We start from the raw sequence: 15,887 nt of genomic DNA on the forward strand, positions 1-15,887 counted from the left end.
TTACTATAGTTTTGTATAAATTATTGAACCATAACGATGAATGTACTAATCCTGACAGACTTTTCAGAGGTGTCAGATAATACAGGGAAATATGCCCTTGATTATCTGGCCGGCAGGCCCGGGAATGTGTATGTGCTAAATATTCAGGATTTCAATTTTAGCAAAACAGATCCCGTCGCGCTGGAAAAGAAGATGCTTTACATCTCCAAACAACTTCACCATAGCCTGGGAATGCTTAAAAGCCATTCTCAAAGTGCAGGTCAGGAATTTCACAGTATATTATCTTCTGAGAACCTTATAAGCGCAATTCGAAAATGTATAGCCGAGAAGAAAATTGATCTTATTTTTATTGGTGCAGCCAGTCAGGATGTAAGGCACCATCCTATACTTGGGAACCATGCTTATGAGGTGGTACGAAAGATTAAATGTAATATTGTAGCGGTACCGGGAAAAAGTGTTTACCGCAAACCGGAAACCAGTATTCTTCCTATAGATTATTCTGTCCTTTCTAAGGAAAAGACTTTTCGATTAATTGAGGAATGTGATTTTATAAAGGATTCACGCATTACGGTACTTGAGATGAATGAAGCACTGCCCCTGGAAGCTTATAAAGATTCTATCCAGGAGACCTTACCAACAAATTTAAAGAAAACAACTGTAGATTATGTAGACATAGAAGCTTCTACAATTTTTGACAGGGATTTACTTATGGAAATTCAGGACAAATTTGACATAATTGCGATCATTGGTAAAAATCTTAATGTATGTGACAAGCTCCTGCACGATCGTTACGGTCTCTGCTCCAAAGTAGATAACTCTTTGCCCATCCTTGTATTACACGAGTAAATAAATAGACTGGCTATTAGGTTTACAGGCCGATAATTGGCATTTTAGAGGTGCTTTTTCTTCGGAAAAGTATCAGAACCATCACCATCAGCGGTAGCAAATAATTGTTTTGTATTATTCGCAGTTGGGACTACAGGCCGATAATTGACATTTTAGAGGTTTCGATAATTAGCAAGAGTCTCTTCTGAAGAGTTTTTAAGTAAAAAACAGCTATTTTTAATCTGAAACTTCAGTTGTAAGTAAAGAAGTATTTAAAATTGCCATTTGGAGTCACCATTTGGTTTTTGGAACGCCATTCTTTGGTAGATATAATCAGCAGAAGTAAAGGTTAATATCGAAAATTGCCATTTTAGATCAACCTTTCTGAACATGTCTGCTCTGGAACATTTTTATATAAAGATGAGTGGACATTTTACGGGCATTATGCTTGGCCCTTTCTGCTAATTCCCCTTCAAAAAGTTCATCTATAGTCTCAAACCACATATTTAGCCAGGTGCCGAAGTGACTCTGATCAATTTTTCCCCCATTCTCCTGATCTATCTTTACATGCGCCCGCTGTGGATTACCAGCGTAGGTCCCGGCAAAGAAAAGGTTACTTTCCCAGAAATCAGTTAGCTTGGAAAGGTGTGCATTCCAATCGCTAATACTGTTATTGAAAAAGTAACCAATTTCAGGATTTTTTCTCACTTTTTTATAGAAAGAATTCACCAGCAGGTATACATCCTCTCTATTCCGGAGATCTTCTTTCATATTATAATGGTACGTTTATCGCAATAAAAAAAGTGCTTACCACAATACTTAAGATAAATGAATTGAGTACGTGTTTAGGCTTTAATTGTGCAAGTACAGCGGCATTATACCCCATACAAACAATTACCACAAAAAACAGCTCTATCATATTAGCAAAGGCATGTCCCTTCATTAAAATCATCATAGCGGCAATAGATCCTACGCAGCTGGAAACGATAATTCCGGCAGACATATAAGCGTAATAGGTTTCTTCAAAATCGGCAAGCAAGCTTTGATATAGTTTCATGATTTTTTATTTTTTAATTATGGTGTAAAATTATCACGAAAGGCCTTCCTAATATATGATCATGGTCATATAGGCCGATATTTGCCATTTTTTGAACCCGGCTCTAAAAATCACGAATGGGATTCAACAATTTTTACAATTTCATCTTTTGGTAATACTCCAGATTGTCTCCAAAGCTGTTCACCGTTTTTAAAGAGGATCATGGTAGGTACACCGCGTACCTGATATTTACCTGCAAGACTTTCATTTTTATCAACATCAATTTTTACAATTTTCACTTTGTCACCAAGGGTTTCCTTGGCGTCTTTTAAAATAGGGGCAAGTGTTTTGCATGGCCCGCACCAGTCAGCATAGAAATCTATCAGAACAGGTTTGTCTGAATTGATGATCTCGTTAAAATTACTTTTCATAACAAAGGTATTTTTTGTGTCTCTTTTAAATTTACGAATAATCTGTTAGCTTTTAAAGCTCCCGAAGTAATTTTACACGAACAGGAAATGAAAGTTGCAGAAGGAAATTTTGCTAATAGAACGATTCAAAAGCGGCTTTTTCCAAAGATTCCCGATGATCTGGATGGGCAATAGAGATAAGGGCTTTTGCACGTTGTTTCAGGTTCTTTCCGAAGAGGTTTACCACTCCATGTTCAGTAACAATATAATGTACGTGTGCCCGGGTGGTGGTTACTCCGGCGCCTTCCTTTAGGAACGGTACAATTTTGGAAATTCCTTTGTTGGTAGTAGAGGGTAAAGCAATTATGGCTTTTCCACCTTCAGATAAAGATGCCCCTCGAATAAAATCCATTTGCCCGCCTACGCCGGAATATTGATATTTCCCAATAGTATCTGCACATACCTGGCCGGTAAGATCTATTTCAATAGCTGAATTCACAGCAGTTACCTTAGGGTTCTGACGGATAATAGAAGTGTCGTTGGTATAAGCTGCTTCTTTAAAATGAACCAGAGGATTGTCATTTATAAACTCATAAAGTTGTGGAGAGCCCATTGCAAAACAGGTTACAATTTTTCCGGTTTTGATTTTTTTGTCTTCTCCGGTAATGATCCCCTTTTCAACAAGAGGTAAAATTCCGTCGGAAAATAATTCCGTGTGGATTCCAAGTCTTTTATGGTTCATGAGATTATCCAGCACCACATTGGGTATTGCGCCAATACCCATTTGTAAAGTAGCTCCATCTTCCACCAGCCCAGCTACGTTTTTTCCAATTTGCTGTTCAATTTCTGAAGGAGTCGTTAGCTTATGAGCATGTATTGGCACATCTACTTCTATGGCTGCATCTATTTTGCTGAGGTGAATAATCCCGTCGCCATGGGTTCTGGGTACATTTGGATTGATTTGAGCGACGATTTTCTTGGCGGTTTGTACTGCTGGAAGGGTAATATCTACCGAAACTCCCAGCGAGCAAAAGCCGTGATTATCTGGAGGGGAAACCTGGATAAAAGCAATGTCCAATGGTAAAATATTTCTTCTGAAGAGCAAATGCACCTCACTTAAGAATATTGGAATATAAGCTCCATAGCTGGAATTCACAGCTTCCCTAACATTGCTGCCTACAAAACAGCTGTTTGTTATAAAAGCTTCTTTAAATGGATCCTGCGTATAACGTGCCTCTCCTTCGGTATGAATTTGAAATAATTCTACTTCCTGTAATTCTTTATAGCGGTCACACAATGCATCAATTAAAATATTAGGAGTCATTGCAGCTCCCTGAAAGAAAACGCGGTCACCAGATTTTACACAGGATACTGCTTCGGCCGGCGACGATATATTTAAATCATTCTTTCTCATCTCCATTATTTTTGAATAGATAAATCAAAATCTATTTCAATTTCGTCCTTTACAACGATCATCCCAAAAAGTTTTTTAGGAGGCTCCAGCTTAAAGTCCTTAATGTCCAGCATTAAAATTCCCTTAATGTTTGAAACGGCACCTGCAGTAAACTCCACGGGAAAAGTATGTTCTTTTCTTGTTCCGGCAATGGTAATATTAACCACTGCATTGGCAGAACCGGCTTTTTGAAGCCGCACTTCCAGTAGTTCAATCAGGATTTGCGGATGTTTATCAGATTGTATCAGCTTGTGAAAATCTCTGTTAATCGGTGCGCTTCCGCAGTCAAAACCTTTGGTGTTAAGGCTAAGGATCGCATTTTTAAAGCGGATGTGGCCGGGGTCATCAGTAATGAATTTTATATGATTCTCCTTCTGAAGGTATCCCATATCAAAAACACAGTCGAAAGATTTAATGTTAGTATCTCCGGTTATAGTAAGTTTACTATTAAGCAATATTTTTATGGTTCTGTTTTGAAAGTTATTCTGTGCATTTGTAAATGCACTAAAGAACAGTACCGTAACAATGAGCAGAACATTTTTCATGTTTAAATTTTAATAGTTACTAAATAAAAAACGGGGGAATGTTTGATTCCCCCGCTCTTTTGGCTAATTCAAACAATTTTTTTAGAAGCTTATAGCTGCTTCGAACATAAGTCCATTAAAACTTCCTTCGTGTAGAATATCACTTGTAGGGAAACCGTTGTAATTCTGATTTACATACTCAACTTTTGCAAGAATATTCCTGGTCATGAACCAACCGGCAGCAAGGTTATATCTTGATATGTCAATATCCTCCCCGCTTGCAAGTTCTCCATCCACAAGGTTGTAGCGACCGCCTATATAAAAGTTTTCATTATTTCCAAATCTGTAAATAAGTTCACCGGCATACTGGTTGAATGTTCTGTCATCAGCTTCAGCGGCAGCTTTACCTGAGGCTCGCTCATAAGTTCCGAAGAATTCCAATCCGCCGTACTTAAGGAATGGGTTGATCATAATAGCAGTGAGCTCATTGCGGAGTCCGGGGTTAAACCTACCAGATCTAAAGTTGCTTGCAGGGCTTGCACCTTCTGCTTCCATTACAAGGTAGTATCGTGAACCTGCACGATCTGCACTGTAAAGGTATGCATTAGCACTTTCGTTAGTGTGATATACAGAACCTGTTAATCTGAATCTTAGATCATCTTGAGTAAAAGTGTCAGTCAAATAATTGTCATATCCAATTTTCCCAATGTAAGAAGGAGAAGTTCCAAGTATTGCAGGGTCATCAAGGTGTGGAGCACTTACAGACTGGTTTAGTTTACCATTAGTCATACTACCCATAGCAAGGAATCCATTGTCTATATAGTAAAGCTCGGCACCAACTTCTGTAGTAAACGCATCCATAATAAGGTTTCCAACAAATGGGTTGTGAAGCGCCTGGGCGTTATCACTTCTTCTAAAGTGCATATCACCATAGTTGTTTTCCATGTGACCAATTTTGATCCTTACCTTGTCCATTACATCCTGCATAAAGCCTTCGCTTATAAAATCAAGCTTGTCAATTTGGATGTACCCGCCTTTTACGTAAGGTTCCGGGTGGTGACGCGAAGAAAGATAGGTTCTCAGGTGCATTCTAACACCATCATAAAGGTGAACATCAAGATCGAGGTTTGCAGTTGGAAGGTTAAAGTTGTCTCCAATAGTAAGTAGGGGGATATCTCCTGCGTTTTCATGATCCAATCCCTGGAATTGGATAGCAAATGCACCACCAAGTCTCACATTTATGCCGTCAAATACCTCGTTTTTATCCTTTTTGGGTTCAAATACATCAAGCCCTCTTTGATCGTAGTATCTAAAGTTTGGCATGTACCTGCTACTTTCTGTAGATTCTTCAATCTCAAGTACGTTTACTTCTACTTCCTGTGCCTGTGTTTGAACTCCCATTGCCATCATTAATGCAATTCCGGAATATTTAAAGAAATTTTTCATTTGGATAATTTTAAAGTTGGAAAAAGTTATTTTGAAAATGTAGTTTGAAAATTAATTTTTAAGTCTTCGCCGGTGGTTATAGTCCCAAACATCGCTGTTGGAGGCTCCACATTAAATTTTGTCATATCAATGTCCTGATTACCTGTTAAAGTGATTTTATTACCACTTACTTCTGCATTAAACGTGATATCTATAGGTTTTTTTGTGCCTGCTATAGTCAGGTAGCCAGAGGTGGAAACAACACAGTCGCTGTTGGATGTGCAGTCGATATTTTTCACTTTATCGAGCTGATAGGTTATGCTCTTGTTCTTGTCTGTTTTAAGTGCTTTATAGGTGTTTTTATCCATTCCGCCTTTACCGCTTTTAAGACTTTCTGCCACTACAGTGAAATTAAGTGTGCTGATGTCTACTAATTGTCCATCTTTCATTTCAGCATTAAGATTTCCTTTAAAATCTTCAGCTACCATTTCCCAGTCATGTATATTAGAAGTTCCTTCTATTTTCACGCTGGATTCATTCTTATTAACTTTATAATTTTGTGAAGAGACAGTTTGTACTGAAAGGAATATTGTAAGGAAGCTTCCAAGTACCAGTAAAGTTTGTTTTGAGGTTTTCATATTCTTTGTTTTTAATTATGGTACAAAGATGGGGTAGGAATGCATCCTGAATTATGACAATTATCAGCATTTAGAAGGTTTTTGAAGGAGAGGTAAACGAAAAGGTTATAGTAGAAATAAAGAGAGACCATATTGAAATAGAGATTTGGTACAGTAAATTTCCTTATCTTCGGCCGATTAAATTATAGACAATAAGTTTTCTTTTCTGCTTGCCCTGCATATGTGTGTATTAACCAATTTTTCTTTCTCTTGGTGGAATAAACCTTCTTTAAATGGTACACCTCGGCCTTTTTCTGCGCATATCGCATGCCGTTCCCTTGTTTCTTATGATCTTAAAGTTAATGCGTTCAGGCTTTTTATTTTAAATGCGCCATCCCAATGAGATTGAAAAAGAAAATATGTGTTATAGATGATGACGAGATTTACCAGATGATCATGAGAAGGGTGATTGGTAAGGCAGATGTGTTTGAAGGAAAACAGCATTTCTGTAATGCCATGGATGCGTTAAGAGAATTTCAGGATTTGTCCAGGACTTTGCCGGATCTAATATTGTTGGACATTAATATGCCTGGAATAGACGGATGGCAATTTATTGAGGAGTTGCGGGAAAAACGACCCGAATTTGAAAAGAAAACCAGACTTTATATAGTGACATCTTCTATTGCACAATCAGACCAGATTAAGGCAAAATCTTATAAGGAAGTCTTCGATTTTATTAGCAAACCGATTAGCGTTGATCAATTAAGAGCCATAGCAGATAGTCTGTATTAACGTAATACAGAAAAAGTAGGTAAGAAGGTAGGGGGAGAGTGGGGAATAGTAAGTAAAAATCAAAAAAAACTTCAGCGTAGGGACTGAAGTTTTTTATTTTATGCAGCTACAATTAAATTGTAGTGTGATAAAAGGTCTTTATAAAAATAAGTGTGTTTTTCATCTTTCTTTAGACATGCTTTAAGGAATCGTTCAATATCCTGGCATTCAAAAGTTATATTGGTATACTTTTTTCTTCCAACAGGAATCTGCATTGTCACTAATTGCTTATCATAATCAATATTCACATTCTTAGCTTCAAAATATTTCTTTATAATAGCTCTGTGCATTAACGTGAAATTCGATCTCTCAGTCTCCAGGTTTGATATGCTGAACGAAATAAGATTTTTGACCTCATCTATCAGCTCCGTAGTTGTATAGCTGTTCTCCATAAAAATCTTTATTAATAGTTAGTTATTCTTTTTTTCTGGGTGCTAAGTTACTATGAGAAAGGACATTTCATGTTAAAAAAAATCTAATAATGTTCCAGTTAATAAAGATTTAACTTGATTAAAGTTTCCTTTAAAATCAATTTAAGAGTCTTCAACAGAATACGTTATGGGGGAATTGATATTCCTGTACTTTCCATCCAGACAGGAGGAGTTAATATAAAGCGTGTTTTTTGTTCTTACAGAACCATAAGAATTGTGGATGTGACCAAATATATGCAGTTTGGGCTGCAAAACATTTAGGTGCTTACGCAATTCTTCACATCCAATGGACATTCCATTATCCAGGGTATCCATAATTTTATAGGGAGGTGTATGAGTGATAAGAACATCTGTATGTTTGGGGATCTTATTCCAGTGTGCTTTTATTTCCCTGCCCCTGGAACGTTCAAAAGCCCAGTTGGTGTTTCCGGGTATAACCGGTGATCCCCAGAAGTTAAAATTTGCAATTTTTAGTCCGCTGTCATTTAAATAATAGATGTTAGAAGGGATGAAATTGGACTGATCTTCGTTGTTCTCCATAAAATAATCGTGGTTCCCGGCTATAAGAATTTTATGTTTGTGGTTTTGATTAGAAAACCAATTAAGAAAGTCCATGGTTTCCTTTTTTGTGCCAGCTTCAGTAAAATCTCCTGCATGAACAAGAACATCGGCATCAGGTAAATTTAATTCGCTGTGTTTACCATGAGTATCAGAAATACAGGTGATTTTCATGCTGAATTCATCTTTAAATACAAAGTGCAAAATCCGATGAAGTTGCTCACCGGATGAAATGTCGCTATAGAGCTTCAGGGAAAAAGTTATACTTCCTCCTCATCTTGCTGTTCCCTGGAGATATAATCCTTATCTGCCGGAAGTAGTGTGTCTATAAGTTTGGTGGCAATAAAAGCTATAATCACTGCCGTTACTGCAAAGAAAATAAATTTTACAAGCAGGCTGTCGCTAAGAATCATGCTGTAGACCCCAAGAACGAGTTCTGCCGCAATAAATAATATTTTAATACTTAGCTTAAAAAACATAATTATAGGAGAATTTTCAGCAAAGATACAATCAATTAAGAATGATTCTATTACTGTTCTTTTAAGTTTGACTAAAATTTAACAGCTTAATAATATGGAAATTGTTTGGCGTTAAAAACATGTAAAAGCAGGATGCACAGCCAAATTTAATTGTACATTGTTTACAAAATTTGTCTCTTTTGAAGATATCCCGAAAAATGGCAATAATTGCCGGTTCTTTAGTGTTGTTAGGTGTTATCCTTATTATTCTGAATCAGGTAGCCGAAAGTAAATTAAAAAATGCCGTAGATGCTGCACTAGCAGAAGCAGGAGGGTCTTATGAAGACATTAATGTGAATTTGCTTGGAGGATCTGTTGAAGCAAATGAGGTAAAGCTGAAGCTTGAAGAGAAAACTGTCGAAGCCTCGGCTATACAACTCGATGGGATTGGAATTATTGAATACCTGCGCACCGGGAATATTGAAATAGGAGAAATTATAATTAATGATCCGCGATTTGTGGTCGATAATGGTAAAAAAGACACTGTGACTGAAAAATCTTCAGAAAAGGATAAGAAGTTTAAGGAAAACATTTCCATTGAGAATGTAAAACTAACAAATGCAGAAATTCGTATCCTTCAGAAGGATTCAACAGATAAATTATATTCAAAATTCAGCAATTTTGAGCTTCAAAAGGTGAAAATTGACAGTAATACGATAAAAGCTGCTATTCCTTTTAAATTTGAGCAGTACAAACTTCAAAATGATTCCCTGTTCTTTCAGCTAAATGACTTGCACACCTTAACTGCGGAAAATATAAATGCCGAAAATGGCCATTTTGAGGTGGTCGCTTTAAAGATGTTGCCCAGGTATAATAAGGAAGAACATCAGCAACAAATTCCTTATGAAAAAGACCGGTATAATTTTTCATTTTCCAGTATTGAGCTAAAAGACCTTAGCTGGTCTATCGAAAATGACACGCTGCACCTCCTAAATCCATACATGGAAGTTAATGAACCCAATATGGAAATTTACCGTGATAAATTACAGCCGGACGACCCCAGGGGCAAAGATCTTTATAGTAAAACTATCAGGGAGTTACCTGTAAAAATTAAATTTGACAGTATTGCCCTGAAAGATGGATATATTGTATACGAAGAGAATACTCGTCCTTCCCGTCCCGCGGGAGCTGTGGATTTTTCAAATTTTGATGCTACAATATACAATTTCACCAATATTGGAATGGATAAACCTGATTTTCCAAAGACCGAAATAGATGTGCAAACTCTGCTTTTTGAAAATGCTCCTTTAAAGGTGCACTGGGAGTTTGATGTAAGTAACCTGGCCGATAGGTTCCAGATTTCAGGAAATTTAGGTTCTCTTGCAAGTACGCAAATTGATGAATTTTTAAAGCCAGCTATGAATGTAACAACTTCTGGCTCAATTGAAGATATGCAATTCAATTTTTCGGGTAACGATGACATAGGGAGTGGAGATCTGCGGCTTTCCTATAAGGATTTTAAAGTAGAGGTGCTTAAGGATGATGGAACCGAAAAAAACAGTTTTTTATCTGCCATTGCCAATCTTGTAATTGACAATACCACGAGTGAAGACCGGGAATTTAAAGATGTGGAGGTTGAGCGAAACAAGAAAAAATCGTTTTGGAATTTTTTATGGCTTTTTATTCGTGATGGTGCTATTAAAACCCTTATTTAATATTATAGCATAAATGTAACCACAGGACGTTTGGCATTGTTCACAAGGTCTTCGCTAATACTTCCATTAAAGAAATGCGCAATTCCTTTACGGCCATGGGTGCTTATTCCTATTAGACCAGCATCAATTTCTTCAGCAAAATTCATAATACCTCTTTCTATAGAGACATCATTGTAGATGTGGATTTTTGGATTGATATCTTCGAGTCCTTCAGTAAAAACTTTTAGTTGTTCCTTAATTTGTTTAGAGGTTTTAAAAACATTTGGTGTGTTTACGTAAAGAAGATGAAGTTTTGCGCCGAGCAATTTAGCAAATTCTGAAGCTTTTTGCAGCGAATGTTGGTTTGCAGGTTCGGCATCTGTTGCCAGTACAAAATCTTCAACATTAAATTCACTTCCCCCTTCTTTAATTACCAATACTGGTATTTTGGAAGATCGAACAATCTTCTCTGTATTGGATCCAATTAGCATTTCCTGAAATCCGCTGGCACCATACGAACCCATCACTATTAAGTCGCATTCTATGTTTTTGCTAAATTCCAATATCCCTTTGGAAACCGAGTTAAAATGTACATTCTCATATACAGTTATATCCTGTAGAAAAGGCCTTTGCAATAGTTTTAAAAACCGCTGATGTGCCAGTTTCATAAAAAATATAGCTTCCGGAAGGTTACGGCTGGCATGGCCCTGGACAGGATCTATTAATTCCAGCGGTAACTCCAGCATATGCACAAGATGGATTTCACTATTGAACCTTTTCGCCAGCTTTGCCGCCACTTTCAGTGCGTTTTCAGCTTGATCTGAAAAATCGGTAGGTACCAGGATCTTTTTCATGTTATTAAGGGATTGGAATGTACTTATTATCATAAATTTACTAATAAATTATCATTTGCACAGCTGTTTTCTATCTCAGAATTAATTATTATATTTGCATCGTTGAAACTAAAAAGTACAGCGAGGGGACGTAAAGTCCCCTCTTTTTATAACCATTATGTTGAAGGAGAGAGTAGAAAAGTTGCTGGAAGAAGCGTTTGAAGAAAATAAATCATTATTTTTAATAAGCCTCGAGATCAACAGTAACAATCAAATAAGAGTGGTGATTGATGGTGATCAGGGAATTTCGGTTAATGATTGCATAGAAATTAGCCGGAGTGTGGAACACAACCTGGACCGGGAGGAAGAAGATTTTTCCCTGGAAGTTACTTCTTCAGGAGTTTCAGAGCCATTGAGCTTGCCCCGCCAATATAAAAAAAATATAGGAAGGAAATTGCAGGTAAAAACCAACGATGAGAAAATCGAGGGAACTTTAACCGATGCAAATGAAGATGAAATAAGCCTGAAGTGGAAAGCCCGGGAGTCAAAACCCGTTGGTAAAGGAAAGCAAACAGTGGAGAAAGAAGCTGTTTTACCATATTCGGCTATTGTTGAAGCTAAAGTTATGATAACATTTTAATCAAAAATTGATATGGAAAATATCGCCCTGATAGAATCATTTTCAGAATTTAAGGATGATAAATTAATAGATCGAGTTACATTAATGTCGATCCTGGAAGATGTATTTAGGAATGCTCTGAAGAAGAAGTACGGAGAAGATGATAATTTTGATATTATCGTGAATCCTGATAAGGGGGATCTTGAAATCTGGAGAAATCGTGTAGTGGTTGCAGATGGTGAAGTAGAAGATTCTAATAAGGAAATTTCTTTGAGCGCGGCGCGCAAGATAGAGCCGGATTTTGAAGTGGGGGAAGATGTTTCTGAAGAGGTAAAACTTAAGGATTTAGGACGAAGAGCAATTCTTGCTTTGCGCCAAAATCTTATCTCTAAAATTCATGAGCACGACAACACCAATATTTATAAGCAGTTTAAGGAGCTTGAAGGCGAAATTTACAATGCGGAAGTTCATCATATAAGACATCGGGCAATTATTCTTCTTGATGATGAAGGGAACGAGATTGTGTTGCCAAAGGACAGGCAAATACCTTCAGATTTTTTCCGAAAAGGAGAAAATGTTAGAGGTGTAATAGAGAGTGTGGAGCTTAAAGGTAATAAGCCTACGATTATAATGTCTCGTACTGCACCAGGATTTCTTGAGAAATTATTTGAGCAGGAAATTCCGGAAGTTTTTGATGGTCTCATTACGATTAAGAAAGTGGTTAGGGTTCCTGGAGAAAAAGCTAAAGTAGCAGTAGATTCTTATGATGACAGGATTGATCCTGTAGGTGCCTGTGTGGGTATGAAAGGTTCAAGAATCCACAGTATTGTGCGTGAATTGGGCAATGAGAATATTGATGTTATTAATTATACCAATAATGATCAACTATTCATAACACGAGCTTTAAGTCCTGCAAAAATTACTTCTATTAAATTAGATGAGGAAAATAAAAGGGCAGAGGTTATCTTGCGTCCCGAAGAAGTTTCAAAGGCTATTGGTAGGGGTGGTCATAATATAAGGCTGGCAGGTCAACTCACTGGTTTTGAAATAGATGTGTTTAGAGAAGGTGTTGAAGAGGATGTCGAGTTGAGCGAATTTACAGATGAGATTGAAGATTGGGTTATCAAAGAATTCTCAAAAATAGGTTTAGATACTGCTAAAAGTGTTTTGGAACAGGATTTGGAAGACCTTGTGCGTCGTACAGATCTTGAAGAAGAAACAATTAGACAGGTGTTCCAGGTATTACGTGATGAGTTTGAGGAGTAGTGACCTGGACTTAGAATTTTTATAATAAACAAAAAGAGGTTAATTTAGAGGGCAATTTATGGCTGAAGCAAAAACAATGCGATTAAACAAGGTATTACGTGAATTCAATATTTCGTTGGATCGGGCTGTGGAATTTTTAAATTCGCAGGGTCACGACATTGAGGCACGTCCCACTACCAAAATCTCTCCTGAAACTTATCAGGTGCTCTTTAATGAGTTTCAAACTGATAAAAGCAAAAAAGTAGCTTCTAAAGAAGTGGGAGAAGAGAAGAAAAAGGAGAAGGAAGAAATACGTTTAGCTCGCGAAAGGGAGTTGGAAGAAAAACGTAAAGCTGAAGAGAAAAAAGATGAAGAGGTAGTTTCTGCAAGAGCAAAGCTTTCTGGACCAAAAAAGGTTGGGAAAATTGATCTGGATAAGAAACCCGAAGAAGCTCCAAAAACAAAAGAAAAAGAAGCCGAGAAAGAGGAATCTGTAAAACCTGAACAGCCACAGGAAAAAGAAACCCCGGCGGTTGAAGGAGCTGTACCCGAAACGGTAAAGGAAACTCCGGAAGAACCTCAAAAAGATACTCCAAAAGAAGCTTCACAGCCTGCCAAAGAAGAAGAACCTCTGCCAAAAGAAGAAGAGAAGCCTCAGGAGGAAAAGAAACCTGAAGTGGCACAAGAGGAATTAAAGGAGAAGGAAGAGGAAGAATCCAGTACATTAAAAACCAATTACGCAAAACTGGATGGTCCTAATTTTACAGGTCAAAAGATTGATCTTTCTAAATTTAAGAAACCTGAAAAGAAAAAGGACGATAAGAAGGCCGCAGAAGAAAAGGAGAAACGTAAAAAACGTCGTCGTAGAATAAGTAAGGATCCAAAACCGGGAGCAACTGGAACAGGTGCGGCCGCAAGGAAAGGACGTGGTGCTAAAACACGCTCAAGACCTATAGCCAAGGAGGAGCCAAGCGAAGAAGAAGTACAAAAACAAGTGCGTGAAACGCTTGAAAAACTTCAGGGTAAATCTGGAAAAGGTAAAGGAGCTAAATACAGAAGAGGTAAGAGGGATCAACATCGCCAACGTTCTGAAGAAGATCTTGCACAACAGGAAATTGAAAGCAAAACATTAAAAGTAACAGAATTTGTTACGGTAAGTGAAGTCGCTACGATGATGGATGTTCCTGTAACCAAAGTCATTTCTGCATGTATGTCATTAGGAATGATGGTTACCATGAACCAGAGACTGGATGCAGAAACTTTGTCTATAGTTGCAGACGAGTTTGGATATGAAGTAGATTTCGTAACTGCAGATGTTGAAGAAAACACTGTAGTGGTAGAAGAAAACCCGGAAGACCTTAAGCCTAGAGCGCCCATTGTTACTGTAATGGGTCATGTAGATCACGGTAAAACCTCGTTGCTGGATTACGTTCGTAAGGAGAATGTAATCGCCGGTGAGAGTGGTGGTATTACACAGCATATTGGAGCTTACGGGGTGCAGCTTGAAGGAGGACAGAAAATCGCCTTTTTAGATACACCAGGTCACGAGGCCTTTACCGCTATGCGTGCCAGAGGTGCCAAAGTAACGGATATAGCTATTATTGTAATTGCCGCAGATGATGATGTGATGCCTCAGACAAAAGAAGCAGTCTCTCATGCACAGGCCGCAGGTGTGCCAATAATTTTCGCAATAAATAAGTCTGATTTGCCAACGGCAAATCCGGAAAAGATTAAAGAAAAGCTGGCAGCTATGAATCTGCTGGTAGAAGATTGGGGAGGTAAAATCCAGTCTCATGATATTTCTGCCAAGACAGGAATGGGTGTAAAGGAATTACTTGAAAAAGTATTGCTTGAAGCTGAAATCCTGGAGTTACAGGCTAATCCTGATAAACTTGCCGTAGGTACTGTGGTTGAGGCTTATCTGGATCGTGGTCGTGGTTATATTTCTACTATTCTTGTTCAGTCAGGAACTTTAAAGATTGGAGATTATGTCCTTGCCGGTAGAAATAGTGGTAAGATAAAAGCAATGCACGATGAGCGAGGTCACGAGATCAAAGAAGCAGGACCTTCCACTCCGGTTTCCATACTTGGTCTGGACGGGGCACCACAAGCTGGTGATACCTTCAAAGTGATGACCGATGAGAGGGAAGCAAAAGATATTGCTTCTAAAAGAACTCAGTTACAAAGAGAACAATCTGTACGAACTCAAAGACATATTACGCTTGATGAGATTGGAAGAAGGATTGCTCTTGGTGATTTCAAAGAATTAAATATTATTCTGAAAGGGGATGTGGATGGTTCTGTAGAAGCACTTACAGATAGTTTCCAGAAACTTTCTACTGAAGAAATTCAGGTAAACATTATACATAAAGGTGTTGGGGCCATTACCGAAAGTGATGTATTATTAGCGTCGGCATCTGATGCTGTCATTATAGGCTTTAATGTTCGTCCTGCCGGTAACGCAAGACAGGTTGCTGATAAGGAAGAAATTGATATCAGGACTTACTCCATTATCTACGATGCTATTAATGATCTTAAAGACGCGATGGAGGGTATGTTGTCTCCTGAATTAAAAGAGGAGATTACTGGTACTGCCGAGATAAGGGAAACATTTAAGATATCTAAGATTGGTACAATCGCAGGTTGTATGGTTACTTCAGGAAAAATATACAGAAGTGCCGGTGTTAGATTAATTCGTGACGGAGTAGTGGTTTACACTGGAGAGCTGTCTTCTTTAAAGCGTTTCAAAGATGACGTTAAAGAAGTGGCAAAAGGTTATGATTGTGGTCTCCAGGTAAAGAACTATAATGATATACAAGAAGGAGACGTAGTAGAAGCTTTTAGAGAAGTAGAGGTGAAAAAGAAATTGAAATAAATCAACTTTGTTTATCCATAAAAAGAAGAAGCCGCTTTATTTAAAGCGGCTTC

Annotated in this window: 17 protein-coding genes; 6 read left to right on the forward strand and 11 right to left on the reverse strand. The window is 37.8% G+C overall.

Annotation, left to right across the window (positions count from 1 at the left end; translation table 11 throughout):
- Window positions 1-36: 36 nt before the first annotated feature.
- A complete protein-coding gene (locus tag RM549_RS05670) occupies window positions 37-846 on the forward strand; it encodes a universal stress protein (protein WP_311682672.1) in 810 nt (269 codons plus the stop codon).
- Window positions 847-1,200: 354 nt separating this feature from the next.
- On the opposite strand, the gene RM549_RS05675 is transcribed toward RM549_RS05670, so the two are convergent.
- The 7 genes from RM549_RS05675 to RM549_RS05705 all read right to left on the reverse strand — a co-directional run bounded on the left by RM549_RS05675 (window position 1,201) and on the right by RM549_RS05705 (window position 6,311).
- The gene (locus tag RM549_RS05675) at window positions 1,201-1,596 is read right to left on the reverse strand and encodes a group III truncated hemoglobin (RefSeq protein WP_311682673.1); all 396 of its coding nucleotides are present in this window, start codon (window positions 1,594-1,596) and stop codon (window positions 1,201-1,203) included.
- A 1-nt stretch (window position 1,597) separates the two neighbouring features.
- Window positions 1,598-1,882 (reverse strand): hypothetical protein, encoded by a 285-nt coding sequence (locus tag RM549_RS05680; protein ID WP_311682674.1) that lies wholly within the window; start codon window positions 1,880-1,882, stop codon window positions 1,598-1,600.
- Window positions 1,883-1,992: 110 nt separating this feature from the next.
- The gene (gene trxA / locus RM549_RS05685) at window positions 1,993-2,292 is read right to left on the reverse strand and encodes a thioredoxin (protein WP_311682675.1); all 300 of its coding nucleotides are present in this window, start codon (window positions 2,290-2,292) and stop codon (window positions 1,993-1,995) included.
- 112 nt (window positions 2,293-2,404) lie between these two features.
- Window positions 2,405-3,685: an acetyl-CoA hydrolase/transferase family protein gene (locus tag RM549_RS05690; protein ID WP_311682676.1), complete on the reverse strand. Its 1,281-nt coding sequence runs from the start codon at window positions 3,683-3,685 to the stop codon at window positions 2,405-2,407.
- Window positions 3,686-3,690: 5 nt separating this feature from the next.
- Window positions 3,691-4,269: a YceI family protein gene (locus RM549_RS05695; RefSeq protein ID WP_311682678.1), complete on the reverse strand. Its 579-nt coding sequence runs from the start codon at window positions 4,267-4,269 to the stop codon at window positions 3,691-3,693.
- An 81-nt stretch (window positions 4,270-4,350) separates the two neighbouring features.
- Window positions 4,351-5,694 (reverse strand): hypothetical protein, encoded by a 1,344-nt coding sequence (locus tag RM549_RS05700; RefSeq protein WP_311682679.1) that lies wholly within the window; start codon window positions 5,692-5,694, stop codon window positions 4,351-4,353.
- Window positions 5,695-5,720: 26 nt separating this feature from the next.
- Window positions 5,721-6,311 carry a YceI family protein gene (locus RM549_RS05705; RefSeq protein WP_311682680.1) on the reverse strand — a complete coding sequence of 197 codons (591 nt, stop codon included), beginning with the start codon at window positions 6,309-6,311 and terminating at the stop codon, window positions 5,721-5,723.
- 378 nt (window positions 6,312-6,689) lie between these two features.
- On the opposite strand from RM549_RS05705, the gene RM549_RS05710 reads away from it, so the two are divergent.
- Window positions 6,690-7,082 (forward strand): response regulator, encoded by a 393-nt coding sequence (locus RM549_RS05710; RefSeq protein WP_311682682.1) that lies wholly within the window; start codon window positions 6,690-6,692, stop codon window positions 7,080-7,082.
- Window positions 7,083-7,180: 98 nt separating this feature from the next.
- Here the strand turns inward: RM549_RS05710 and RM549_RS05715 are convergent, their stop codons facing one another.
- From RM549_RS05715 to RM549_RS05725, 3 genes are all read right to left on the reverse strand, one after another.
- Window positions 7,181-7,513, reverse strand: coding sequence for a hypothetical protein (locus RM549_RS05715; protein ID WP_311682684.1), 333 nt, complete (start codon window positions 7,511-7,513; stop codon window positions 7,181-7,183).
- Between the two features lie 141 nt (window positions 7,514-7,654).
- A complete protein-coding gene (locus RM549_RS05720) occupies window positions 7,655-8,284 on the reverse strand; it encodes a metallophosphatase domain-containing protein (RefSeq protein ID WP_311682686.1) in 630 nt (209 codons plus the stop codon).
- Between the two features lie 86 nt (window positions 8,285-8,370).
- A complete protein-coding gene (locus tag RM549_RS05725) occupies window positions 8,371-8,589 on the reverse strand; it encodes a hypothetical protein (protein WP_311682688.1) in 219 nt (72 codons plus the stop codon).
- A 197-nt stretch (window positions 8,590-8,786) separates the two neighbouring features.
- Between RM549_RS05725 and RM549_RS05730 the strand changes: the two genes are divergently transcribed.
- Entirely contained in the window at window positions 8,787-10,283 is a 1,497-nt protein-coding gene (locus tag RM549_RS05730) for a hypothetical protein (RefSeq protein WP_311682691.1), read from the forward strand.
- Between the two features lie 2 nt (window positions 10,284-10,285).
- On the opposite strand, the gene RM549_RS05735 is transcribed toward RM549_RS05730, so the two are convergent.
- Entirely contained in the window at window positions 10,286-11,116 is an 831-nt protein-coding gene (locus tag RM549_RS05735) for a universal stress protein (RefSeq protein ID WP_311682693.1), read from the reverse strand.
- Between the two features lie 157 nt (window positions 11,117-11,273).
- Between RM549_RS05735 and rimP the strand changes: the two genes are divergently transcribed.
- From rimP to infB, 3 genes are read left to right on the forward strand one after another with little or no spacing between them, the layout of a single operon-like run.
- Window positions 11,274-11,735, forward strand: coding sequence for a ribosome assembly cofactor RimP (gene rimP / locus RM549_RS05740; protein WP_311682695.1), 462 nt, complete (start codon window positions 11,274-11,276; stop codon window positions 11,733-11,735).
- Between the two features lie 12 nt (window positions 11,736-11,747).
- Window positions 11,748-12,980, forward strand: coding sequence for a transcription termination factor NusA (gene nusA / locus RM549_RS05745; protein WP_311682697.1), 1,233 nt, complete (start codon window positions 11,748-11,750; stop codon window positions 12,978-12,980).
- A gap of 58 nt (window positions 12,981-13,038) precedes the next feature.
- Window positions 13,039-15,834 (forward strand): translation initiation factor IF-2, encoded by a 2,796-nt coding sequence (gene infB, locus RM549_RS05750; protein WP_311682700.1) that lies wholly within the window; start codon window positions 13,039-13,041, stop codon window positions 15,832-15,834.
- Window positions 15,835-15,887 lie beyond the last annotated feature (53 nt).

The sequence above is a fragment of the Autumnicola patrickiae genome (assembly GCF_031846525.1).
GTDB lineage: Bacteria > Bacteroidota > Bacteroidia > Flavobacteriales > Flavobacteriaceae > Autumnicola > Autumnicola patrickiae.